Origin of the sequence: Thiobaca trueperi (assembly GCF_004342175.1) — a bacterium.
Taxonomy (GTDB): domain Bacteria; phylum Pseudomonadota; class Gammaproteobacteria; order Chromatiales; family Chromatiaceae; genus Thiobaca; species Thiobaca trueperi.
The window spans coordinates 201,968-223,392 of sequence record NZ_SMAO01000007.1 but is presented as its reverse complement, the minus strand read 5'-3'; the positions used below and the strand labels follow the sequence as shown (position 1 = coordinate 223,392).

Genomic DNA, 21,425 nt, shown 5'->3' with positions numbered 1-21,425 from the left:
TTCAGGTTGGGACGGCTTCCCCGGCTCACGCTTCTATAAACTCCGTTGATCAAAACTCCGTGTCAATCCTTGGGAACAGAACATACAAGGTTGGGATGAGCGAGAGCGAATCCCAACATCACACCTACACGATCAGAGTAATCCGAACCAGCCGCTGTTTGGCTGGCTTCGGGGTTTACCCGCTTGTTAGCGTAATCATATTGCCGTTTCTGGTTTGCTTATAAATTTTCTGATTACGAAGATGACTATTGCGATAACCTATATCGCAATTAGCACCCCGAAAATCATTTCCGACTGCTGCTGATGGACAACATTTGAATTATGTGTCTCGGAAGCCATTAATATCAGACTTGGAGAAAGAAAAAAAATTTATGATATTTATTAAGATAGCCGACAACCCGAGAGATGTACCTTTGCCCGCAGAGAAAAAAGCAAATACGCCAGCCAGCCCCGCGAGAAAGTAACCTATTACAGGGATAAAGATCCCAATTATCGCGAAAACCAGTGCCGCTATTCCGAATGCCTTCATTTTACGAATTTCCTTGATTGGTGACGCCAGAAGTAATAGGGAACAGACCACGTTTCATCGCCGAATTCCTTAGATTCCGCTCACGCCGATACACCCGCCCTGATCGGTTTCATAATCAGCGCCCATGTCATACCTGCCGATCGAATCGCACCGGCTCCGGCCCTCTATTCTTCTCGCGCACGACGACCGTGCCGGCGAGTTTGTCATGCCAGCCCTGCTTTCGCCTGTCGAACGCCACCCAGATCAGGCCCAGCAGAAACGGGATTCCAGAAACGAAGTAGCCGAAATACCGGCCAATGAGCTGGCCCGTCGATGCCCGTTCGCCTGTGCGTGCATCGACGATTCGCGCGGAGACGAGCATCTTTCCCGGAGTCGCCGATTTGTAGATCCAGAAGACGATGACAGCGATTGCCGGCAAGACCCATGAAATGAGGAAATACGCAGTACCCGCCATGAATCCGGTCTGTTCCGGATCGAAGTACTCGACTCCGTAAATCCATAGCAGCAAGGGCAGCGTGACCAGCACGATCAGGATCGAGTCGATGAGGCTTGCGACAACCCGAATCCAGAATCCCGCGTACTCCAGCGTCTGTTCGCGATTGACATCCTGCAAAATCGCTTGTGGCGGTTCATCGTGATTCGTCATGGCACTCATCTCGCTCTGTGACAGAAACCGGGACAGGCCAGGTTCCCTCCGGTGTGTGCGCCTTTTGCGCTGTTGATGGACGCAGACTGACGCCCTTCTATGGTCCGTTCCCGTCTCGGCATACCGGATCATCGACACGATGACAGGCTACCCGCCAACGGCATAACCCAGCCCCTCATCGCAGACCAAAACAGGTTAAACCGCGCCCAGAGCGGTATGCGATGTTTTTGGATTGGATCGACCTTGGCCGCATCGACGATGCGTCGGAGCATGCGCGGTTTAAGTTATTAAAAAATATAAAATTTTAAACCGCGTCCCGGCTAAGGGTCGTGGATGTGCCAAACGTCGAACTCACTCGAAACGCAGCATCTCGCTCTGGACGCGGTTTAATGAGAATTGAAGTTATTAGTCGAATTTGTACCATCCTTCCCGCACTGTCGGCAAGGCAATCTCGCGCCAGGATCCCACCTGCGAACAGCCTGATCCGTACAACCGACTGGACATCTCGCGCAAGACGCTGCGCGGCTGGTGGAAGACCCCGCATTACCGCACGCCGCCCATGCCCTGGGGCATTGGCCGTGATCGCATGGCCCCGACACTCGGCGCCTGGGTGCCCGATCTGGCCGAGATCAACAGCCTGCCTTTTGTCTTCCCACGCGGCTGGTACAGCCTTCTCTCGCAGACGCTGACCCGCGTGTCCTGGCTCAGAGACCGGATGCCGGGCATTACCCGCGTTCGCTTCGGCGATCAGGCCGCGCCCCGATTCGCAGGATGAGCGGATGTAAAAAGCCACCCGCTTTGCGGGTGGCTTTGGGTTAACCCCAAAAGGCGCTGCCGCGAGTGGCTGTCCTGCGCAGCCGTGCAGAGGTTCCGAAACCGTCTCTGATCGTTGTCGTTGTCGTTGTCGATGATTCGCAAGCCGCCGACGATTACGACAACGACAACGACAACGACAACAACGATCAGCATCTTGACCACGCCCAAAGGGCGTGGATTTCGACCTTACGATTAAAAATCCTCTCAATCCTGTTAACTCCGTCAATAAACACGCACCCCGACGGAACACCGGCGATTGATAAGCACACTGATCCAGCCCATGATGCCAACATGCCCGCCACTCCGCTGCCAGGCACGGAGTGGCAACATTTCAACCTAAAGATTTAAGTTCAGCTTTTCACGTGAATCGCCTTAAGCAAACGAGTCAGGAGTATTTTCGATGGCCGGCCAGGCAGTACGTCTATCCATTCAGGGGCAACCCTTCAACGACGTCCTCAACGAATTGCATGCCCACACCTTTACCGGCTCGCCAGGCGAGTCAGACCCCTTCACCCTGAGCGAGCTGGAACGCGAGTACATCGCCTACGCCCTGGCGCTCTACTACCAGTGCGATCACTGTGTGCAACATCACGGACGCGCCATCGAACGCCTGCGCAAGCAGACCGGCGCCCCCCTGTGGCTCTGGCAGAAGGAGTTCGTCAAGCTGGTGCTCTTCCTGCGCACCAGCCGCACCGAGGTCTCGTCACTCGAATGGGTGGGATGGGTCGAGGCGTGGCGCCGCTTCGCGGGCTGGGTGCATCTCCAGCACCCCGGACTTGCCTGCAACATCGCCTACGCAATCGGGATCGCGCGCGTCGATGAGCATCTGCTTGAGGTCGCCTTCGAGTCACTGAGCAAACTGTACCTGGAGGATGGCCGCCTGCTCGGCGTGATCCGCGACATCGACCGCGTGGTGGTCTTCATGAAGGCCGCCACCTCGAAGAACCGAACCGACCCCATTCTGCGCCGTCAACTCGATAGCTGCGGTCTGAACGTGTGATGCCGCGCTGAAATTCAGCCGCCTGGACGAACGAGAAAAACAGCGGATATGGACGTCATTCGCGACCAGTTGACAGCCATGCTCGGCGGATGCCAGATCTGGTATCTGGGTGGCGACCGCAGATCCTCATGAGTCCGGGCGCCGCGTGCTCGGCGTCAGGCGCGGCGAAGCACACGATGACGGCCTGGAGGCATCACAGTCATCGAATAATGCAGTGACGCAGCCGACCAGGAAGTATTGCAGGGCGCGGGAATGGCCGGACGCGGTTTAAATCAACACCACGTCGTACTGTTCCTGTGTGTAGAGCGACTCGGCCTGGAGCCGGATCGGACGGCCGATGAATTCCTCCAGCTCGGCCAGATGGGCGGATTCCTCGTCGAGCAGACGGTCGATCACTTCCTGCGAGGCCAGCACCAGCAGGGTTTCGACCTCGAACTGGCGCGATTCGCGCAGGATCTCGCGGAAGATCTCGTAACAGGTGGTTTCGGCGGTCTTGATCGAACCGCGCCCGCCGCAGCAGGGGCAGGGCTCGCACAGGACGTGCTCCAGCGACTCGCGGGTGCGCTTGCGGGTCATCTCCACCAGACCGAGCGAGGAGACCTCGGTGATGTGGGTGCGTGCGTGATCGCGCGCCAGCGCCTTCTCCAGCGCACGCAGCACCTGACGCTTGTGCTCCTCTTCGCTCATGTCGATGAAGTCGATGATGATGATGCCGCCGAGATTGCGCAGTCTGAGCTGGCGGCAGATCGCCTGGGCCGCTTCCAGGTTGGTCTTGAAGATGGTCTCTTCGAGGTTGCGGTGACCGACGAAGGCGCCGGTATTCACATCGATGGTGGTCATGGCCTCGGTCTGGTCGATCACCAGATGACCGCCGGATTTGAGACTGACCTTGCGCTGGAGCGCCTTTCTGATTTCATCCTCGACGCCATAGAGATCGAACAGGGGGCGTTCACCCTGGTAATACTCGATCCGCTCACGGATGTCGGGGATATATTTGGTCGCGAAGTGCAGCGCCCGATCGACCATGGCGCGCGAATCGATGCGGATGCGCTCCACCTCCGGCGTGACCAGATCGCGCAGTGCGCGCAGGACCAGCGGCAGATCGTCGTGGACCAGGCCGATTTCAGTGGCCTGAGCGCAGCGCTCCCTGATGCCCCGCCACAGCCGGGCCAGAAAGGCCATGTCCTTGAGCAGCGACTCCTCGCCGACTCCCTCGGCCGCCGTGCGGGCAATGAAGCCGCCATCGCCTTCATGGCTCTCGACATAGCCCTGCAGGATCTCGCGCAGACGACGGCGCTCCTCCTCGCCCTCGATTTTCTGCGACACCCCGGTGTTCGCCAGCGCCGGCATGCAGACCAGATAGCGCGAGGCGATGGAGATATTGGTGGTCAGACGCGCGCCCTTGCTGCCGAGCGGATCCTTGACCACCTGCACCACCAGCCGGTCGCCCTCATGGACCAGTTCGTGGATCTGATCGCCGCGCAGTTCGCCCTGCGGACCGACGATATCGGAGGCATGCAGGAAGGCGGCCCGCTCCAGACCGATGTCAACGAAGGCCGCCTGCATCCCCGGCAGCACCCGGCATACCCGGCCTTTGTAGATATTGCCCACCAGTCCGCAACGCTGGGCGCGTTCGATGATGATCTCCTGCACCACGCCGTTTTCGACCACGGCAACCCGGGTCTCGGGCGGTGTCACATTGATCAGGATTTCTTCGCTCACAGGGTTGGGATCTCGGTCAGTTGTCAGTCGTCATCGAGAGGATACCCGCTCGTTCCAGTAATTGGGCGGTCTCGAAGAGCGGCAGTCCCATGACACCCGAATAACTGCCTTCGAGATTGGCAACGAACACCGCCCCATAGCCCTGGATGCCGTAGCCGCCCGCTTTGTCCAGTGGCTCGCCGGTGCGCCAGTAACGCTGCATCTCGTCCTCGCGGATCGGGCGGAAGGTCACACGGCTCGCGCTGATCGCCGTCCAGTCATGCGTGGGCAGCACCAGCGCCACACCGGTCAGCACGCGATGAGTGCGACCGGCGAGCAGACGCAGCATCCGCGCGGCATCCTCAGGATCCGCCGGCTTGCCGAGGATGCATTGATCGAGCACGACGGCGGTATCCGCCGCCAGCACCGGTCGCGCATCCTCTGTCGGCAGCCGCATCCGGGCCATCCGCGCCTTGTCCAGCGCCACCCGACGCACATAGTCCTCGGGCGCTTCGTCAGGCAGACGGCTTTCGTCGGTGTCGGCGGCAATGACCGCGAAGCGCACCCCGATCTGGGTCAGCAGCTCGCTCCGGCGCGGCGAACTGGAGGCGAGATAGATCTGATGTTCAGTTGCCACGATGGTAGGGGTGCCCCTGAATCAGGGTCCAGGCGCGGTAGATCTGTTCGGCGACGATCACCCGCACCAGTGGATGTGGAAAGGTCAGTGCAGACAGCGACCAGCGCTGCGCGGATCGCTCCAGACAGTCGGCGGCGAGTCCATCCGCACCACCGACCAGCAGGGCACGGTCATGCCCCTCGGCGAGCCAGCCGGTAAGCTGCTGCGCCAGGGTCTCGGTGCTCCAGCACTGCCCTCCCCCGTCGAGCGCAACCGCGACGGCTCCTTTGGGAATGGCCTTGAGGATACGCCGCCCCTCGTCCTCGCGGGCCTGTGCCGCGACGGTCGATTTGCCGCGCCGCAGGGGTTCGATTTCAATCAGGTTCAAGGCGCACTCGGCAGGCAGGCGTTTGGCATACTCCGCATAACCCGCTTCGACCCAGCCCGGCATCCGCCGCCCGACACTGATGAGATGAATACGCATGCCAGAACCGGATTCCGCAAGTGAAATGGCCCGCGATCATCGCCCATTCGACCGTCCGGCGTAAACGTCAATCCCGCGATCCGGTGCGCCAGGATCAGTCCTCACTGCGACATTCGTGCCGCCCCCTGGAAACCCCGAGGCCGCTCGTCGTTGTCGTAATCGAAGATTCGCAAGCCGACGCCGCCGACAACGACAACGAATGGCCTCGGGGACGGTCTCGAAACATCTGCACTGCTGCACCAGCATCCCGAAGGCGTTAGGATGAGCGGAACGAAGCCCATCCATTTTCACGGCGCCAGCGCAGACCAAAGCCCAGCGCGCACTCAACATGACATCGACATCCATGCCCGCACTCGCCGTTCAACAACTCACCAAAACCTACAAAGGCGGTTTTCAGGCGCTCAAAGGGATTGATCTCAGTGTGGAAGAAGGCGATTTCTTCGCCCTGCTGGGGCCGAATGGCGCCGGCAAATCCACCTTCATCGGCATCATCGCCTCGCTGGTCAACAAGACCGGCGGGCAGGTCGAGGTCTTCGGTCACGACCTGGACCACGATCCCGAGGCGGTCAAATCCTGCATCGGTCTGGTGCCGCAGGAATTCAACTTCAATCTCTTTCTGCCGGTGTTCGAGGTCGTCCTGAATCAGGCCGGCTATTACGGCATCCCGCGCCGCGAGGCCAAAGTCCGCGCCGAGCGTTATCTGCGGCAGCTTGACCTCTGGGACCGCCGCGACACCGAGATGCGCAAGCTCTCGGGCGGGCTCAAGCGCCGGCTGATGATCGCCCGCGCACTCGTCCATCAGCCACGGCTCCTGATCCTGGATGAGCCGACCGCTGGCGTGGACATCGAGATCCGCCGCTCCATGTGGTCATTCCTGCGCGACCTCAACGCCGGGGGCACGACCATCATCCTCACCACACACTATCTGGAAGAGGCCGAGAGTCTCTGCCGCCAGATCGCCATCATCAATCAGGGGCGGATCGCCGAGCGCAGCAGCGTGGCGGATCTGCTTGGCAAGCTGCATACCGAAACCTTCGTACTGAATCTCAGGGGACGGGTGCCCGCCGCACTGCCTGAACTCAGCGGTTTCACCCTGAACTATCTGGACGACTGCACCCTGGAAGTGGAAATGAATCGGGACCACACCATCAACGGACTTTTCGCGGCGCTCTCGCACAGCGGCATCGAGGTACTGAGTCTGCGCAACAAACAGAACCGCCTGGAACGGCTGTTTCTGGAGATGGTTGATCGGCGTGCGGTCGCAGCAGGAGGTGCGGCGTGAAACGTCTGATGCGCAGCGGGCCACGCTACTGGATCACCTTTCAGACCATTTTCACCAAGGAAATCCTGCGTTTCACCCGGATCTGGGTGCAGACCATCCTGCCTTCAGTCATCACGACCACGCTCTATTTCGTCATTTTCGGGCGTCTGATCGGCGACCGCATCGGGACGATGGGCGGCTTCGACTATCTGGACTTCATCGTGCCCGGACTGGTGCTGATGGGGGTCATCACCAATTCCTATTCCAACGTGGTGTCCTCGTTCTACAGCAGCAAATTCTCGCGCTACATCGAGGAATTGCTGATCTCGCCAGCGCCCAACTGGGTCATCCTCGCCGGCTACGTCGCTGGCGGCGTGGCGCGCGGACTCGTCGTCGGCGCGGCGGTCATGCTGGTGGCCATGCTTTTTACTGATATTCGCATCCACAGCTTCGGCGTCATGCTGCTGGTGTGTCTCCTGACCGCGACGCTCTTCTCGCTTGGCGGCTTCATCAATGCCATCTATGCCAACAGCTTTGACGACATCTCGATCATCCCGACCTTTGTGCTCACGCCGCTGACCTATCTCGGGGGTGTCTTCTATTCCATCGAACTGCTGCCCGATTTCTGGCAGGGCGTGTCGCTGGCCAATCCACTGCTCTATATGGTCAATGCCTTTCGCTACGGGCTGCTGGGGATCAGCGACATTCCATTGGGCATCGCCTTCGGCATGACCCTGATCTTCATCCTGGTGCTCGGCGCCTTCAGCCTGATTCTGCTGCGCCGGGGGGTGGGGATCAAGACCTGAACGCCATCCCGCTCATCCCGTCAGCGCGGCGAAGACCGCTGGCAGACGTTCGGGCAGCCGCTGGACCTGATCGACAATGGAATAGCCGTTTTCGCCGAAGATGCGCGCCACATAGCGATCAGCCTGCGGATCGAGCGTCAGACAGTAGGTTTGGATGCCCTTCATGCGCAGATCTTCCACCGCCTTTTTGGCGTCGTGACGCAGATACTGCGGATCGCGCTCGTCGATGTCCGCCGGCTCACCGTCGGTGATCAGCAGCACCAGACGCTTCTGCGCCGGCTGCTGGGAGAGATGCCAGCCGGCGTGACGCAGCGCCGCGCCCATGCGGGTCGAGAGTCCGCCCTTCATGCCGGACAGGCGTGATTTGGCCTGATCGTCATAGGGCTGATTGAAGTCCTTGAAGCGGTAATACTGAACGTCATGCCGTCCATCGGAGGCGAAACCGTGGACGGCGAACTTGTCGCCGATGGCGTCGATGGCCCAGGCCAGCAGGCCGGTCGATTCGCGGGTCAGATCGAGAATGCTCGGCGCCTCGGCGTAGCCCGGCTCGCCTTCCCTGACTCCGACTTTCTCGTTGGTGGACTGCGACAGATCCATGAGCACCAGGATCGCCAGATCGCGCACATGGCGGTCGATGCGGATATTGATGCGCGGATCGGGCATGACACCGCGCCGGATGTCGATCATGGCACGGACGGCGGCATTGAGATCCAGCTCCTCGCCTTCCTCGTAGCCACGCCGACGCACGATGCCCTGCGGCTGGAGCGCATCGATCAGATGACGGATACGACTGGCGACCGGCTTATGCCGGGTGAGGATGGCGTCCATGCGCGCGGGATCGCCGCGTCCCTGACGGCGTTCGATGACGGTCGCCCAGTCGGGGCGATAGAGCTGTACCTGATGGTCCCATTCCTGATAATGGAAGGGATCGGAAACCGGTTCCCTGCCCTCCAGTTCGTTGATGGTGCAGCCTTCCTGATCGAGCCAGAATTCAGTGGCGAGGGTCCAGATTTCCTGCGCATCGTCGCCGGCCAGCTCGCAGTCCAATTCGTTGACCATCTCCATCAGACTGACCTTGCGCCGCACCTGCTGGTGGGTAATGGGCAGATAGTCGGCACCGCGCGTCAGGAAGCGATTCTCGTCGAAGGCCCAGCTATAACGATTGTCGTCGCGATAGGGGATCGGCCAGTTTTCCAGGATGCGCAGACTCGGCAGCGCCGCGATCTGGACCGCGCGTTCATAGAAGGTCAGACCGGCCTCCAGACTGATGCGGTTGTCCTCGCCACGCGCGGCGAACGCCTGATGGAAATCAGCCGCTGACTCATCGATCAGCGCCAGACCGTCGCGGTAATCGGGGTCGAGCAGCGCACGCGCCAGACGCATCATCAGATCCAGCATGGGATGATGCTCAATGTCTTCGTCGGTCGCAGGGGGCGCGGTCAGGAATGGCTGCCAGAGCTTGCGCAGACCGGGGAAATCACGAATCGCCAGCGCCTCGATGCGCGCATCCTCGAAGAGTCCGGTAAAGAGCCGCTGCGTCTGACTGAGCGGTTCGGCGCCGAGCGGCTGCGTCGTGTAGACCAGATGCGCGGCGCAATGGGCGGCGGCGGCGCGATAGATCTCCAGTCCGGCGATGCCGCGCCAGGCGTCGAAGGCATCCGGCAGATGGATCTGAAAATCCTCAATGAAGGGTTTCAGACCCCGACGCGATTCATAGTCGCCCGAGGTCGGGCGCATGAAAAAGGCCCGCGCCCAGAGCGCACGCAGATAGAAGTTGAGCCTGCGCTGGTTATCGACGAACAGCGTGCCGCGCCGTTCCTTCTGGAGCACCGCACGCGAGGACTCGGTCTGGAGCCCGAAATAGGCCATCTGGCCGTCCAGGTCGCGCGCATGGGCCTGCGCGCCCCACAGCGCCCAGCGGCGCAGCCCGCCGAGGGTCAGCTTGGAGAGCAGTTCGTCCATGTTCTCCATCATGGGGCGCAGACCGCGCGGCGCCTTGCCGGCAAGCAGGTGGAGCAGATTGAGATAACCGCGCAGCACCTCCGCATCGCCGAGCCGGCTGGCGGCGAGTGGCATATTGGCCATGATGAGCGTCACCACCGTGCCCGAGGTATGCGAGGCCAGTTTCATGAGCGCGCTCACGATCTCGGGGACGATGTCCTCGCCGACCTCTTTCGCCACCCCGGGCATCTCCTGCACATAGGTCAGGACCAGATCCGGCCCCTTGTTCAGCCCGCACATGGCCCGGACACCGGTGAGATAGTGATCCAGTCCCTGCGGCGACATCACCCGCGCCGCCTCGTGATAGCTCGATTCCAGCGCCTGGAGATGGGCGTGTTCGGGGTCGGATTTGAGGCAGGAGAGATAGTCTTTGAAGTCGATGGTCATGGTTCCACCCAAACAGAACGGTTCGTCACACCAGGCAACGGACTATCACCTGGAATACTAATTTGGTACTAATAACGACTAAATTAGTAGTTCAAGCCAAGCAGAGGGTGCCTCATGAAGATCCCGCGATCTCCACCCAACATCGAGTCCCTGCTGAAATCTTTCGTCGATGCAGACGACACTGCACGCCTCGCCGCTTTGTTTCGCAACCCGGTCGGACCAGCTCCGGGCGGACGTTATCTGCATTGGGACGAACTTCGACATCGCCAACCGCCTTCTGAGCTCAGCACAGAGGAATGGTGGTTCGCGGTCAAGATGGCGCGGCAGCAGCTTTACAAGCCGACCCCGCTCACGGACAAAAGCGGCAAGCCGTTCGTCTTCGCCCTCGCCGATCCGATCCTCGCGCTGCTGCATCGCATCGACCGGGACGCCTCCGGCCAGATTCGCCTGGAGGCTCCGATCGCGAGCCCCGCAACGCGGGATACCTATCTGGTGCGCTCACTGATCGAGGAAGCCATCAACTCGAGTCAGCTCGAAGGCGCCTCGACCACCCGCCAGGTCGCCAAGGAGATGCTTCGCCAAGGTCGCCGACCAAGGGATAAGAGCGAGCGGATGATCTTCAATAATTTCAAGGCAATGCGGGCGATCTCCGAACGGATCGGGCAACCGCTCACACCGCAAACCATCCTCGAACTGCATAGCGTCCTGACCCGCGACACCCTGGATGACCCAACCGCAGCCGGACGCCTGCGCCGCGCGGACGAGCCAATCGACATCGTCGATCATCGGGACCAAAGGGTTCTGCACGCACCTCCCCATGCGGACGAGTTGCCCGAACGCCTGGAGCGGCTGTGCCGCTTCGCGAACAACCTCGAACCAGAACCTTTCGTACCGCCCATCATCCGGGCGATCCTGCTGCACTTCGGGCTCGCCTACGATCACCCCTTCATCGACGGCAACGGCCGCGTCGCCCGCGCGCTTTTCTACTGGTCCGCCATCTCCCAGGGATACTGGTTGCTGGAGTTCGTGTCCATCTCCAGCATTCTGAAGAAGGCTCCCGCGCAGTACGCCCGCGCCTATCTCTTCACCGAGACGGACGACTCCGATGTCACCTACTTCCTTATCCAACAACTGGAAACCATCGTCGCCGCGATGGATGGGCTCCATGCCTACCTGCGGCGGAAGGCCGACGAGACGCAGGCGACGGAATCCATGCTGCGCACCTCCGCGCACTTACGCGACCAGTTGAATCACCGGCAACTGGCGCTGATCCGTCACGCCGTCCGCCACCCCGGCGCGCGCTACACCATTGAGGGTCATCGCCAGAGCCACAACGTGGTCTACCAGACGGCGCGCGCCGACTTGCTCCGACTGGCCGAGTTGGGGCTGCTGCATCAGCGCAAGGTCGCGCGGGCTCTCGTCTTCGAGGTTCCAGCGAATCTGGACGCACGGTTGAGCAATGTTCGCGGAACCGCTCAGAAATAGGTATTCACCGCCGCATCCAGGGTATCGCGCATATCCGGATCATCCGTCAGCGGACAGACCAGGGCCATGCGGGCGGCGGACTGCGGATCGACACCCTTGCTGATGAGCTGCGCGGCATAGACCAGTAGCCGGGTGGACATACCTTCGTCCAGGCCGTGGCCTTTCAGGTTGCGGCTGCGATGGGCGATTTGCACCAGTTTTTCGGCGGTCGCTTTGTCCACTCCGCCCTCGTGGGCGACGATCTCGGCCTCGATCTCGGCGGTCGGATAATCGAAGTCGAGCGCGCCGAAGCGTTGCTTGGTGGACTGCTTCAGGTCTTTCATCAGACTCTGATAGCCGGGGTTATACGAAATGACGATCTGGAAATCCGGGTGCGCCTGAACCAGCTCGCCCTTCTTCTCCAGCGGCAGATTGCGCCGATGATCGGTCAGCGGATGGATGACGACCGTGGTGTCCTGACGCGCCTCGACCACTTCGTCCAGATAGCAGATGGCGCCGATGCGCGCGGCCACCGTCAGCGGGCCGTCCTGCCATTTGGTGCCGTTGATGTCGAGCAGGAAGCGCCCGACCAGATCCGAGGCCGTCATGTCCTCGTTGCAGGCCACGGTGATCAGCGGTTTGCCGAGTGTCCAGGCCATGTATTCGACGAAGCGGGTCTTGCCGCAGCCGGTCGGCCCTTTGAGCATGACCGGCATGCGCGCCTCGTAGGCCGCCCGATACATCGCCACTTCATTCTGCACCGGGCGATAATAGGGCTCACGTTCGATCAGATATTGGTCGCGGTCGATTTCGCTCATCTCATTGCTCTCTCGTTCACACACCCCGGCCATAACAGGAAAGCCCCTGCCCCGCACGTCAGGACAGGGGCTTTTCCAGTCAATCCCTGATTGTTCAACATATCGGTTTTCGCGGGAGCGAAAACCGATTGTCAGACCGGCTTGCCGCGAAACACGACCATCTCGGCGCCTTTGGACTGGGCGTAGTTGTCGAAGCCGATCAGACGCACATGGTTGTTGGGATGCGCTTGGTGACAGGCTTCGGCCTCGGCCAGGATGGCATCGACATTGGTCTCACCGAACATCGGCAGCTTCCACATGTACCAGTAATGATCGAAGGCGTTTTCCGGCTCGGTGTGCTCGACTGCCGGGTTCCAGCCCTTGGAGACGATGTACTCGACCTGCTTGCGGATGCGCGCGGCATCCATCGCCGGCAGATAGGAAAAGGTCTCGAATTTACGGCTGTTCGGGTCTTCGAGGCTGGAGTTGTAATCCTGCATTTCACTCATGTGATCGGTCCTCTGATTTTTGAACCGCAAAGGCGCAAAGAACGCAAAGCGATCCTGTGCGAGACAGGGATGCGGTCTCCGGGCCTCAACGATCAAATGTTGGAAATAGGGAATCGCGTTCTTGATCGACCGCCAGGCGCCAGGGCACTCGAATCAAAATCTTTGTGCCCTTTGCGCCTTTGCGGTTCGACAATCTTACTTATGCGCCGCGTCGAGTTTGTCCACGGTATCGAACTCGAACTTGATCTCCTTCCAGGTCTCCATGGCGATCTTGAGCTCGGGGCTGGAGGCCGCCGCCTTGAGCAGCACGTCCTTGCCTTCCTTCTCGATGGCGACGCCCTGATTGCGCGCCTCGACACAGGCCTCAAGCGCGACCCGGTTGGCGGCGGCGCCAGCGGCGTTGCCCCAGGGATGACCGAGCGTGCCGCCGCCGAACTGCAACACGGCGTCGTCGCCGAAGATGTTCACCAGCGCCGGCATGTGCCAGACATGAATCCCGCCCGAGGCGACGGCGAAGACACCGGGCATGGCGCCCCAGTCCTGGTCAAAGAAGATGCCGCGCGAACGGTCTTCCTTGATGTAGGACTCGCGCAGCAGATCGATCCAGCCGAGCGTGGATTCACGGTCCCCTTCCAGCTTGCCGACCACGGTGCCGGTGTGCAGATGGTCGCCGCCCGACAGACGCAGGATCTTGGTCAGGACGCGGAAATGGATGCCATGGTTGGGGTTGCGGTCGAGCACCGCATGCATGGCGCGGTGGATGTGCAGCAGCACGCCATTGTCGCGGCACCACTGCGCCAGACCGGTGTTGGCGCAGAAGCCGCCGGTGATGTAGTCGTGCATGATGATGGGCGCACCGATCTCCTTGGCGTATTCGGCGCGCTTGTACATCTCCTCAGGCGTCGGCGCGGTCACGTTCAGATAATGACCCTTGCGCTCGCCGGTCTCGCGCTCGGCCTTGTCGATGGCCTCCATCACGAAGTCGAAGCGCGGACGCCAGCGCATGAAGGGCTGTGAGTTGACGTTCTCGTCGTCCTTGGTGAAATCCAGACCGCCACGCAGACACTCGTAGACCGCACGGCCGTAGTTCTTGGCCGAGAGACCGAGCTTGGGCTTGATGGTGCAGCCGAGCAGCGGGCGCCCGTACTTGTTCATCATGTCGCGTTCGAGCTGGATGCCGTGCGGCGGGCCGTTGCAGGTCATGACATAGGCGATGGGGAAGCGCACGTCCTCCAGACGCAGCGCACGCACCGCCTTGAAGCCGAAGACGTTGCCGACCAGCGAGGTGAAGACGTTGACCACCGAGCCTTCCTCGAACAGATCGATGGGATAGGCGATGAAGGCATAAAAGGCGTCGTCGTTGCCGGGCACGTCCTCAATGGCATAGGCGCGGCCCTTGTAGTAATCGAGGTCGGTCAGCAGATCGGTCCAGACCGTGGTCCAGGTGCCGGTGGAGGACTCGGCGGCAACCGCCGCCGCCGCCTCTTCGCGCGGCACACCGGCCTGCGGGGTGATCTTGAAGCAGGCGAGCAGATCCGTGTCCTTCGGGGTGTAATCGGGCATCCAATAGGTTTCGCGATATTCCTTCACGCCCGCGTTATATGTCTTGGCCATGCTGGATCGTCCTCGAAAAAAGAGATGGGTAAGTTCGAGCCGGCTCTGCCTGCGCCCTGGATGCGGCGCGCTCGGTCGGTGCATCACCTGACTGAGTGTGGATTATAGGCAGAAGATCTATCATTAACACTCAGGGTTTTTTATGTCATGCATAAGGAAAACATGCGGACGGCAAGGAAAGAATTCCGCTGGTCGCTGACGGCTGGTAGCTGACCGCTACAACGCAAGATGCAGGCGCATCGCGGCATCGACATCACGCATCCGCTCTGACGAGAGCCGACCAAGGACCGGTCCTGACAGGCGCTCCTTCGCAATGGTGCGAATCTGTTGGGCCTGAACCTTGGAATCCCTGGGCAGACCCGAATCGGCCGACGACAGCGCAACCTCGAACGGATAGATCCGCAATACGTTGGACGTAATGGGCAAGACCGTGACCGTGCTCGCTGCCCGATTGCTGGCATCGTTGCTAACGACCAGCACCGGACGCCGTTTGTTGATTTCGGAACCGACGGTCGGACTGAGATCGGCGTACAGGATGTCACCACGTTTCATGAGCCAGCCCATCGCCAGCGGTTGCATCCCAGTCGGATTCGTCTGCGCTGGCCTCCCGATAGGCCGCTTCCAATTCGTCTTCCCTGAGTTTGCGCAAGGCATGCTCGATGACTTGCGAACGGCTCCTGATGGCGTGGCTGGTTCGATAGGCATCGATCAGCCTGATCGATTCGGGGGGCAGCGAAATGGATAATTTCTCGGCGCGCATAGGAATTTTCTCCATTGATTACGACCACTGATGCTACCGTCAATACTACCTTTCGACAACCGACCTGACTCACTCAGGGCACACCACAGATGAATATTTCGCTCCGACAACTCCGGGTCTTCGAGGCGGTCGCGCGCCATTTGAGCCACACCCGCGCCGCCGAAGAACTGCATCTGACCCAGCCAGCCGTCTCGATGCAGGTGCGCCAGCTTGAGGACGAGGTCGGGCTGCCGCTCTTCGAGCGTCTGGGCAAGCGCATCCTCCTGACCGAGGCCGGGCAGGAGATCCTGCATTACAGCCTGACCGTCAACCGCTCGCTGCGCGAGATGGAAGAGGTGCTTGAATCCCTGAAAGGCGTCAACCGCGGGCGTTTGCAGATCGCCGTCGCCAGCACGGTCAACTATTTCGCCCCGCGTCTGCTGGCGGTCTTCCAGCGCCGTTATCCCGGCATCGGTCTGCGGCTGGATGTCACCAATCGCGAAAATCTGGTGCAACTGCTCGACAGCAACGCCGTGGATCTGGTGCTGATGGGTCTGCCGCCGACGGATATCGACGTGGAATCCGAAGCCTTCATGGACAACCCGCTGGTGGTGATCGCGCCTCCGGATCATCCGCTGGCCGGCGCGCGACAGATCCCGCTGGCGCGGCTGGCAGGGGAAATCTTCGTGATGCGCGAGACCGGCTCCGGCACCCGGCAGGCAATGGAACGCTTTTTCAGCGAACGCGCATTGACCATCCGTCAAGGCATGCAGATGACCCGTAACGAAGCAGTCAAGCAGGCGGTGCGCTCCGGGCTGGGACTGAGTGTGGTCTCGCTGCACACCATCGAACTGGAGCTGGAGACGCGGCGACTGGTGACGCTGGACGTGGAGGGCTTCCCGGATCGGCGGCACTGGTATCTGGTCTACCGGCGCGGCAAGCGCCTCTCCCCCGCCGCTGGCGCCTTCCGGGATTTCGTTCTCGCCGAGGCAGCCAGCATTGCCGCGCCGACGCTTCCAGCCGGCCAACCTGAGCCAGACTGACGCCCGGATCAGCTCTCATGCGACGGCAGATCCTCAAACGCGAAAACCTCGCCATTCAGATACTCATGCTTGTCGGTCTGCTCGCGCTCCCACGCCAGGTAAGCGTCGGCATCGAAAGTCACTTGCTCGGCCAGGGCAGTCATGGTTTCACTCCAGATTGATTGGCTTTCAGCGCTTGTGCGGCGGATTGATCCAGCGCCCTGAGAGTCACGCCGATACGTCTTCACAAGCTTACAGGATCAATTGCCCTCAGCTTCAAACGGCGCAACAGTCGCCCGCTCGCGGGCGACTGGACCCAGCAATCAGACATTTCGCCTGCGGCCGAGCGTCTGTCTCAGGGGGCAGCGGCGGGGGCCATGATCAGGAAACCCCGTTCATCCGGATACTGCGCCCCGCCGGGGGCGTTGCTATCGCGCAGATAGAAGGTCCGCGTCACCGGCTTGAACAGCCCGATGCTATCCGTGCCATCGCCATTCCAGTCGCTGCCCAGCGGCCACCAGTCGTTATCGACCGGCCCATAGCGGAAGATCACATCGGCGACACCGGGGGCGTTGGTCTGGCGCAGATAGACCAGGCCGGCCCAACCATCATAGAGCCCGATGGTGGTGGTGCCGTCGTGGTTCCAGTCGCCGGCCAGCGGGAGCCAACCGTTAGCGACCGGCCCATAGCGGAAGCTGACATCGGCAACGCCCGGCGTGTGAGTGTTGCGCAGGAAGAAGATCGCCGACTGCGGGACGTAGAGTCCGACGGTATCGATCCCATCGCCGTTCCAGTCGCCGGCCAGCGGGTACCAGTCGGTCTGCTGGGGGCCATAACGGAAGGTGACATCTGCAAACCCTGGGGTATGGGTGTTGCGTAAGTAGAAGATGCCGGTGACCGGGTCATACAACCCGACCGTGCTGATGCCGTCGCCGTTCCAGTCGCCGGCCAGCGGCCACCAGCCGGACGGCGCAGGGCCATAGCGGAAGACGACATCAGACAGCCCCGACGTATTGGCGTTGCGCAGATAAAAGGTGCCGGACACGGGGTTGTATAACCCGGCCGTAGCGGCGCCATCGCCGTCCCAGTCGCCGACCAGTCCCATCCAGTTCGCGGCGAAATTAGCCGTAACGGTGCAGGCAGCGGTCACGGGAGCGGTGGCATAGTTAGCGCCGCTCAGGCTGCCGCCGCAGCCGCTGGCGCTGCTGATCGCATAACCGGTCGCGGGAATCAGGGTAAAGGTCGCGGTAGCCCCCGCGTTCACGACCTGCGAGGGCGGGCTGACGGTCCCGCCAACGCTGACCGTGGTGGTGAGGGTATAGGTCTGAACGGCGCGGTCGGCCCGGCAACTAGCCGTTGTGCCGCCATCGAAGCCGAGACAGTTCCAGGTCCAGGGTCCGCTGCCCGTGACAGCGCTGACGGTACCGCTGGCGCAGAGGGCGCTCGTGCTGGGTGGCAGATCGTGGAAAAGGCCATTGTGGGCACTGCCGCAGACGCCGTTGACCGGGGATGGCCCCCCGCCGCCCATCCAGTTAAAGCTCGCTGCCGCCGTGCAATTAGCGGTGATGGCGTTGGTGGTGTAAGCGGTCCCGCTCAGACTGCCGCCGCAGGTGCCGCCGACGCTGGCGATGTAGCCGGGATTGGGGGTGACGGTGAAGGTCGCGGTCGTGCCGTGGTTGATGGTTTGTACCGTGGTCGGACTGATGCTGCCGTTTGCGCCTGCCGAGGGGGTGACGCTGTAGCTGTTGAGGGTAAAGCTCGCCTCGACCGTGCAAGCACCGGTGATGGCGCTGGTGGTGTAGGTCGTCCCGCTCAGACTGCCGCCGCAGGTGCCGCCGACGCTGGCGGTATAGCCGGGATTGGGGGTGACGGTGAAGGTCGCGGTCGCGCCGTGGTTGATGGTTTGTACCGTGGTCGGACTGATGCTGCCGTTTGCGCCTGCCGAGGGGGTGACGCTGTAGCTGTTGAGGGTAAAGCTCGCCTCGACCGTGCAAGCACCGGTGATGGCGTTGGTGGTGTAAGCGGTGCCGCTCAGACTGCCGCCGCAGGTGCCGCCGACGCTGGCGAGGCTGTAACCGGTATCGGGCGTAACGGTGAAGGTCGTGGTCGCGTCGTGGTTGATGGTTTGCGCCCCGGTCGGGCTGATGCCGCCGCCCGTGCCCGCCGAGGAGGTGACGCTGTGGGAGGGCGCCAAGGCATCAAAAGTGTCAAATAACTGTCCGCCACGCACGAGACGAACGCGGTAGTCAGTGCCATGGTGGCCGGCGTAGGCGTTGCCATCGTTGAAAGTCACGTACCAGGCGTAGGCTGGACCGGGCGTGTACGGTGTGGACGACCAATACCAGCCTGACGGCGTATTGGGAAAGGCGTTCGTGTCGATGGCCGGATTGGATGCCGTGATCTTGACCAGGGATTCCAGCTCGTTACGGTTGGGCAGACGCCAGTCGGTGTGGCCCTTGTGACTCGCCCCATTGGCCGTGACCGCCACGCCCAGCGCCTGCTGCCAATCGTGGAGGCTGGCCGTGCCAGCGCAGGTATTGGGATCTTGCCCCCAGGAACAGCGGTCCCAGATCAGACCGGTGACGCTGTCGGTGACGGTGCCGTCTGCATTGACGGTGAATTGAGAGACCTGGGCCAGCGCGGGCCGGACACCCGCCAGGGTCAGCAGGACCAGGACGGCCAACAGCAGGGATCGGGACGGGCGGATCATGACGTCACTCCAGTGGATGAGGCAAGAAAAGGCGAAGCGGTTGAGGTGGCGGGACGCCAGAGCAGCACCAGCTCGCGGCGTTTGAAACCGGTCCGGTAGTGGCCGGTCTGGGTCGCCAGGGCATGGGCCTGACCGGCGCGTTTCAGGCGTTCGCGCAGGGCCGGCAGATCGCGGGGATCGACTTCCAGGCACTCGCCCAGACCGGGGCGGCGCACCCGGCTCGCACCGGGCGCGACCAGCCGCCGTGCGCCGGCCGCGTGCGGGGCTGTCAGCAGCCAGCGGTTGCCGCATTGCATGAGCAGCCGCGCCTCAGGGTGACGCCGCGCTAGGGCACGATACTGCCCGGCCAGACCGGAAACCGATGCCGCCGTCCAGGCCGGGCGCAAAGGACGGCCGTGCGTGGCGTCCTCGGGATGGTCGAACACCGCCGCCAGCCAGGGGAAGCGCGTCAGCGTGCCGCGCCACAGCCGCGCGGCGCTGGCATGGCGGCAATGTCCCAGAAAGCTGGCGACCTGGGCGCGCAGCCCCTCGCGTGCCGCTGGCGGCAGCCGCAGGGCGTTGGCGCGGACATGGGCGCGCTCGAACGCGGCCAGCCGGGCATGAAAATATAAGCCGGCAGACGCCCGCCCTGCGTCGCCGAGCGCATAAAGGCATGCAGGCGCGCCACGGCGGCATGGGTGCCCTTGCCCCGGCGGTTGGCGTAGGAATCATGGATGAACACCGGCTCACAGAGCCGCGCCAGCCGTTCTACCAGCAGATGATGGACGACCCGATCGGCAAAGGTCGCGGCATGAATCTCGCGCCGTTTGGGCTGATCGACGACGAAGGCAAGGGTGCGGGAGGGGCGCCAGCGCAGGCTGGCCAGGGCGTCGCGTGTGGAGACCAGATGATCGAGCACGCTGGACTCGTAACGCTGGGTATCGCGGGGCTGGCGCTTGCCCCGGCGGCAGGCCAGATAGACGCGCCACAGGGCTTCCAATCCGAAGGGTTCGACGGTGCGGGACAGTTGATCGCCCCGCGCCGCGCCCGCGCGTTCACGCTCCGCCACGCACGAGACGAACGTGGTTGTCATTGTCATGGTTGTTGGCGTTGGTGTTGCCATTGTTGAAATTCACGTTCCAGGCGAAATCGTTGAACTGGGCGAAGGCACCGACCTCCTTGGCCAGGGTCAGGAGTGTTTTCATCTCCTCCACCGTCAGCACCAGATCGTCCAGTACCAGGGCGCGCGTCTCGCGCGCATCGTTGGCGCGTGCCACCAGTCGGCACAGACGCTGCGCGGTCTGGCGCAGTTCGCTGCCCAGGGTGTATTTGTGATAGCGCGGAAAACTGCGCACCGCCTGTTCCAGATGCACGGCCAGCTCCAGCGCGGCCTTCCAGATGGGTAAATGACGATAACGGGCCATGGCGCGATCACATCAAAAGGGTCAAATCACTGTCCGCCACGCACGAGACGAACGTGGTAGCCATAGTCATGGTCGTAGGCGAGGGCGTTGCCATCGTAGAAATGCACGCTCCAGGCGCCGGCCGGATTGGGCGTGTACAAATCGCCGCTCCAATACCAATTGCTGACTGTATTGGGAAAATAAGCCGTATCGATGGCCGGACTGCTGGCACCCAGATGGACGATGGACAGCAGCTCGCGGCGGGTGGGGAGACGCCAACCGCTGCTGAAGCCGCAGAGACCGGCGGTGTTGACATCAGCGACGAATTTGTCGGTGTCGCAGCGGGTGTTGGGGTTGCAATTGTTGGTGCCGTCCGGGGTGCCCGTCGTGCCGTTGAACCAAGTGTAGGTCCAATCCTTGTCGCGCAGACCGTTATCGTCGGTCTTGACCTCCCAGATCAGGCCGGTGACGTTGTCGCGGGTGCAGGCCCAGTCGTTGGCATCGCTGCCGAGCGACGGATTCGCCGGACAGGCACCGGTCCCGACGGCATCGCCGCTGTTGCAGATCCTGGTGAAATCGAACCCCGCCGCACCGCCGCCGGTCTTGGTCAGGACGCCAGCGGCGGCCGCCGCGTCGCGCCCGAAGCGGGCGTCCTGGCGCGGAGAGTTGGCGGAATCGTCGGTGTTGGTAGCATCGCAGGCTTCAAGGGCATTGCCGGCGGCGTTCAGGCACTGAGTCTGGCCGGTGTCGTTGAGCGGAACCGGCGGCGCAACATCGCCCAGCGCCGGCAGCGAAACAAAGACGAAAACGAGCAGGGCGATCAGGCGACGCATGGAGCCTCCAGGAGAACGGGATGGATGAGATGGCCGGCGCAGGCGATGAAAACGGAGTCGGACGGGTGCCGCCCGTTCTGGGCGCGGCGTGTGCGGGTGGCGGTCAGG

23 protein-coding genes are annotated in these 21,425 nt (G+C 62.0%); 7 read left to right on the top strand and 16 right to left on the bottom strand.

Annotated elements, in window-relative coordinates; genetic code table 11:
- Positions 1-656: 656 nt before the first annotated feature.
- The gene (locus tag EDC35_RS14150) at positions 657-1,175 is read right to left on the bottom strand and encodes an RDD family protein (protein ID WP_132977896.1); all 519 of its coding nucleotides are present in this window, start codon (positions 1,173-1,175) and stop codon (positions 657-659) included.
- 415 nt (positions 1,176-1,590) lie between these two features.
- Between EDC35_RS14150 and EDC35_RS14145 the strand changes: the two genes are divergently transcribed.
- From EDC35_RS14145 to EDC35_RS14135, 3 genes are all read left to right on the top strand, one after another.
- A complete protein-coding gene (locus EDC35_RS14145; protein WP_132977895.1) occupies positions 1,591-1,950 on the top strand; it encodes a hypothetical protein in 360 nt (119 codons plus the stop codon).
- A gap of 65 nt (positions 1,951-2,015) precedes the next feature.
- On the top strand, positions 2,016-2,339 hold the full coding sequence (locus EDC35_RS14140) for a hypothetical protein (RefSeq protein ID WP_132977894.1): 324 nt from the start codon (positions 2,016-2,018) through the stop codon (positions 2,337-2,339).
- Between the two features lie 52 nt (positions 2,340-2,391).
- Positions 2,392-2,991: a hypothetical protein gene (locus tag EDC35_RS14135; protein ID WP_132977893.1), complete on the top strand. Its 600-nt coding sequence runs from the start codon at positions 2,392-2,394 to the stop codon at positions 2,989-2,991.
- A gap of 267 nt (positions 2,992-3,258) precedes the next feature.
- On the opposite strand, the gene rng is transcribed toward EDC35_RS14135, so the two are convergent.
- From rng to rlmH, 3 genes are read right to left on the bottom strand one after another with little or no spacing between them, the layout of a single operon-like run.
- Positions 3,259-4,713, bottom strand: coding sequence for a ribonuclease G (gene rng / locus EDC35_RS14130; protein ID WP_132977892.1), 1,455 nt, complete (start codon positions 4,711-4,713; stop codon positions 3,259-3,261).
- A gap of 16 nt (positions 4,714-4,729) precedes the next feature.
- Entirely contained in the window at positions 4,730-5,332 is a 603-nt protein-coding gene (locus EDC35_RS14125) for a Maf family protein (protein ID WP_424565297.1), read from the bottom strand.
- On the bottom strand, positions 5,319-5,792 hold the full coding sequence (rlmH, locus tag EDC35_RS14120) for a 23S rRNA (pseudouridine(1915)-N(3))-methyltransferase RlmH (protein ID WP_132977890.1): 474 nt from the start codon (positions 5,790-5,792) through the stop codon (positions 5,319-5,321). Before rlmH ends, EDC35_RS14125 begins: the two co-directional genes overlap by 14 nt.
- Before the next feature lie 343 nt (positions 5,793-6,135).
- On the opposite strand from rlmH, the gene EDC35_RS14115 reads away from it, so the two are divergent.
- Positions 6,136-7,074, top strand: a complete 939-nt coding sequence (locus EDC35_RS14115; RefSeq protein WP_132977889.1) for an ABC transporter ATP-binding protein — start codon at positions 6,136-6,138, stop codon at positions 7,072-7,074.
- Between the two features lie 8 nt (positions 7,075-7,082).
- Positions 7,083-7,859 (top strand): ABC transporter permease, encoded by a 777-nt coding sequence (locus EDC35_RS14110; RefSeq protein ID WP_132977919.1) that lies wholly within the window; start codon positions 7,083-7,085, stop codon positions 7,857-7,859.
- A gap of 12 nt (positions 7,860-7,871) precedes the next feature.
- Here the strand turns inward: EDC35_RS14110 and EDC35_RS14105 are convergent, their stop codons facing one another.
- Positions 7,872-10,247: a nitric oxide reductase activation protein NorD gene (locus tag EDC35_RS14105; protein WP_132977888.1), complete on the bottom strand. Its 2,376-nt coding sequence runs from the start codon at positions 10,245-10,247 to the stop codon at positions 7,872-7,874.
- A 114-nt stretch (positions 10,248-10,361) separates the two neighbouring features.
- Here EDC35_RS14105 and EDC35_RS14100 point away from each other — a divergent pair, with 114 nt between their 5' ends.
- Positions 10,362-11,732: a Fic family protein gene (locus EDC35_RS14100; RefSeq protein WP_132977887.1), complete on the top strand. Its 1,371-nt coding sequence runs from the start codon at positions 10,362-10,364 to the stop codon at positions 11,730-11,732.
- Here the strand turns inward: EDC35_RS14100 and EDC35_RS14095 are convergent.
- The 5 genes from EDC35_RS14095 to EDC35_RS14075 form a co-directional block, all read right to left on the bottom strand.
- Entirely contained in the window at positions 11,723-12,529 is an 807-nt protein-coding gene (locus EDC35_RS14095) for a CbbQ/NirQ/NorQ/GpvN family protein (RefSeq protein WP_132977886.1), read from the bottom strand. The genes EDC35_RS14100 and EDC35_RS14095 overlap by 10 nt on opposite strands.
- A gap of 131 nt (positions 12,530-12,660) precedes the next feature.
- Positions 12,661-13,017 carry a ribulose bisphosphate carboxylase small subunit gene (locus EDC35_RS14090; protein WP_132977885.1) on the bottom strand — a complete coding sequence of 119 codons (357 nt, stop codon included), beginning with the start codon at positions 13,015-13,017 and terminating at the stop codon, positions 12,661-12,663.
- A gap of 195 nt (positions 13,018-13,212) precedes the next feature.
- Entirely contained in the window at positions 13,213-14,631 is a 1,419-nt protein-coding gene (locus tag EDC35_RS14085; RefSeq protein ID WP_132977884.1) for a form I ribulose bisphosphate carboxylase large subunit, read from the bottom strand.
- Positions 14,632-14,847: 216 nt separating this feature from the next.
- Positions 14,848-15,183: a type II toxin-antitoxin system PemK/MazF family toxin gene (locus EDC35_RS14080; RefSeq protein ID WP_132977883.1), complete on the bottom strand. Its 336-nt coding sequence runs from the start codon at positions 15,181-15,183 to the stop codon at positions 14,848-14,850.
- Positions 15,170-15,391: a ribbon-helix-helix domain-containing protein gene (locus EDC35_RS14075; RefSeq protein WP_132977882.1), complete on the bottom strand. Its 222-nt coding sequence runs from the start codon at positions 15,389-15,391 to the stop codon at positions 15,170-15,172. The genes EDC35_RS14080 and EDC35_RS14075 overlap by 14 nt, the downstream gene beginning before the upstream one ends.
- 89 nt (positions 15,392-15,480) lie before the next feature.
- On the opposite strand from EDC35_RS14075, the gene EDC35_RS14070 reads away from it, so the two are divergent.
- Positions 15,481-16,413 (top strand): LysR family transcriptional regulator, encoded by a 933-nt coding sequence (locus EDC35_RS14070; protein ID WP_132977881.1) that lies wholly within the window; start codon positions 15,481-15,483, stop codon positions 16,411-16,413.
- Between the two features lie 8 nt (positions 16,414-16,421).
- Here EDC35_RS14070 and EDC35_RS19015 read toward each other — a convergent pair whose 3' ends face one another.
- The 6 genes from EDC35_RS19015 to EDC35_RS14050 form a co-directional block, all read right to left on the bottom strand.
- A complete protein-coding gene (locus tag EDC35_RS19015) occupies positions 16,422-16,556 on the bottom strand; it encodes a hypothetical protein (protein ID WP_279388002.1) in 135 nt (44 codons plus the stop codon).
- A 191-nt stretch (positions 16,557-16,747) separates the two neighbouring features.
- Entirely contained in the window at positions 16,748-19,102 is a 2,355-nt protein-coding gene (locus EDC35_RS14065; RefSeq protein ID WP_165903440.1) for a DUF1566 domain-containing protein, read from the bottom strand.
- Complete coding sequence (locus tag EDC35_RS18590) at positions 19,099-19,527, bottom strand: hypothetical protein (RefSeq protein ID WP_165903439.1); 429 nt, start codon at positions 19,525-19,527, stop codon at positions 19,099-19,101. The genes EDC35_RS14065 and EDC35_RS18590 overlap by 4 nt, the downstream gene beginning before the upstream one ends.
- Positions 19,528-19,550: 23 nt before the next feature.
- A complete protein-coding gene (locus tag EDC35_RS14060) occupies positions 19,551-20,180 on the bottom strand; it encodes a reverse transcriptase family protein (RefSeq protein WP_132977879.1) in 630 nt (209 codons plus the stop codon).
- The gene (locus EDC35_RS14055; RefSeq protein ID WP_132977878.1) at positions 20,137-20,505 is read right to left on the bottom strand and encodes a four helix bundle protein; all 369 of its coding nucleotides are present in this window, start codon (positions 20,503-20,505) and stop codon (positions 20,137-20,139) included. The genes EDC35_RS14060 and EDC35_RS14055 overlap by 44 nt, the downstream gene beginning before the upstream one ends.
- Before the next feature lie 26 nt (positions 20,506-20,531).
- Positions 20,532-21,317 carry an Lcl C-terminal domain-containing protein gene (locus tag EDC35_RS14050; protein ID WP_165903438.1) on the bottom strand — a complete coding sequence of 262 codons (786 nt, stop codon included), beginning with the start codon at positions 21,315-21,317 and terminating at the stop codon, positions 20,532-20,534.
- Positions 21,318-21,425 lie beyond the last annotated feature (108 nt).

Coding starts and splice junctions, on each gene's coding strand:
- EDC35_RS14100 (WP_132977887.1), top strand. CDS start 10,362: ATGAAGATCCCGCGATCTCCACCCAACATCGAGTCCCTGCTGAAATCT.
- EDC35_RS19015 (WP_279388002.1), bottom strand. CDS start 16,556: ATGACTGCCCTGGCCGAGCAAGTGACTTTCGATGCCGACGCTTACCTG.
- EDC35_RS14095 (WP_132977886.1), bottom strand. CDS start 12,529: ATGAGCGAAATCGACCGCGACCAATATCTGATCGAACGTGAGCCCTAT.
- rlmH (WP_132977890.1), bottom strand. CDS start 5,792: ATGCGTATTCATCTCATCAGTGTCGGGCGGCGGATGCCGGGCTGGGTC.
- EDC35_RS14070 (WP_132977881.1), top strand. CDS start 15,481: ATGAATATTTCGCTCCGACAACTCCGGGTCTTCGAGGCGGTCGCGCGC.
- EDC35_RS14055 (WP_132977878.1), bottom strand. CDS start 20,505: ATGGCCCGTTATCGTCATTTACCCATCTGGAAGGCCGCGCTGGAGCTG.
- EDC35_RS14115 (WP_132977889.1), top strand. CDS start 6,136: ATGCCCGCACTCGCCGTTCAACAACTCACCAAAACCTACAAAGGCGGT.
- EDC35_RS14110 (WP_132977919.1), top strand. CDS start 7,083: ATGCGCAGCGGGCCACGCTACTGGATCACCTTTCAGACCATTTTCACC.
- EDC35_RS14060 (WP_132977879.1), bottom strand. CDS start 20,180: ATGACAATGACAACCACGTTCGTCTCGTGCGTGGCGGAGCGTGAACGC.
- EDC35_RS14080 (WP_132977883.1), bottom strand. CDS start 15,183: ATGAAACGTGGTGACATCCTGTACGCCGATCTCAGTCCGACCGTCGGT.
- EDC35_RS14135 (WP_132977893.1), top strand. CDS start 2,392: ATGGCCGGCCAGGCAGTACGTCTATCCATTCAGGGGCAACCCTTCAAC.
- EDC35_RS14085 (WP_132977884.1), bottom strand. CDS start 14,631: ATGGCCAAGACATATAACGCGGGCGTGAAGGAATATCGCGAAACCTAT.
- EDC35_RS14150 (WP_132977896.1), bottom strand. CDS start 1,175: ATGACGAATCACGATGAACCGCCACAAGCGATTTTGCAGGATGTCAAT.
- EDC35_RS14050 (WP_165903438.1), bottom strand. CDS start 21,317: ATGCGTCGCCTGATCGCCCTGCTCGTTTTCGTCTTTGTTTCGCTGCCG.
- EDC35_RS14090 (WP_132977885.1), bottom strand. CDS start 13,017: ATGAGTGAAATGCAGGATTACAACTCCAGCCTCGAAGACCCGAACAGC.
- EDC35_RS14065 (WP_165903440.1), bottom strand. CDS start 19,102: ATGATCCGCCCGTCCCGATCCCTGCTGTTGGCCGTCCTGGTCCTGCTG.
- EDC35_RS14075 (WP_132977882.1), bottom strand. CDS start 15,391: ATGCGCGCCGAGAAATTATCCATTTCGCTGCCCCCCGAATCGATCAGG.
- EDC35_RS14105 (WP_132977888.1), bottom strand. CDS start 10,247: ATGACCATCGACTTCAAAGACTATCTCTCCTGCCTCAAATCCGACCCC.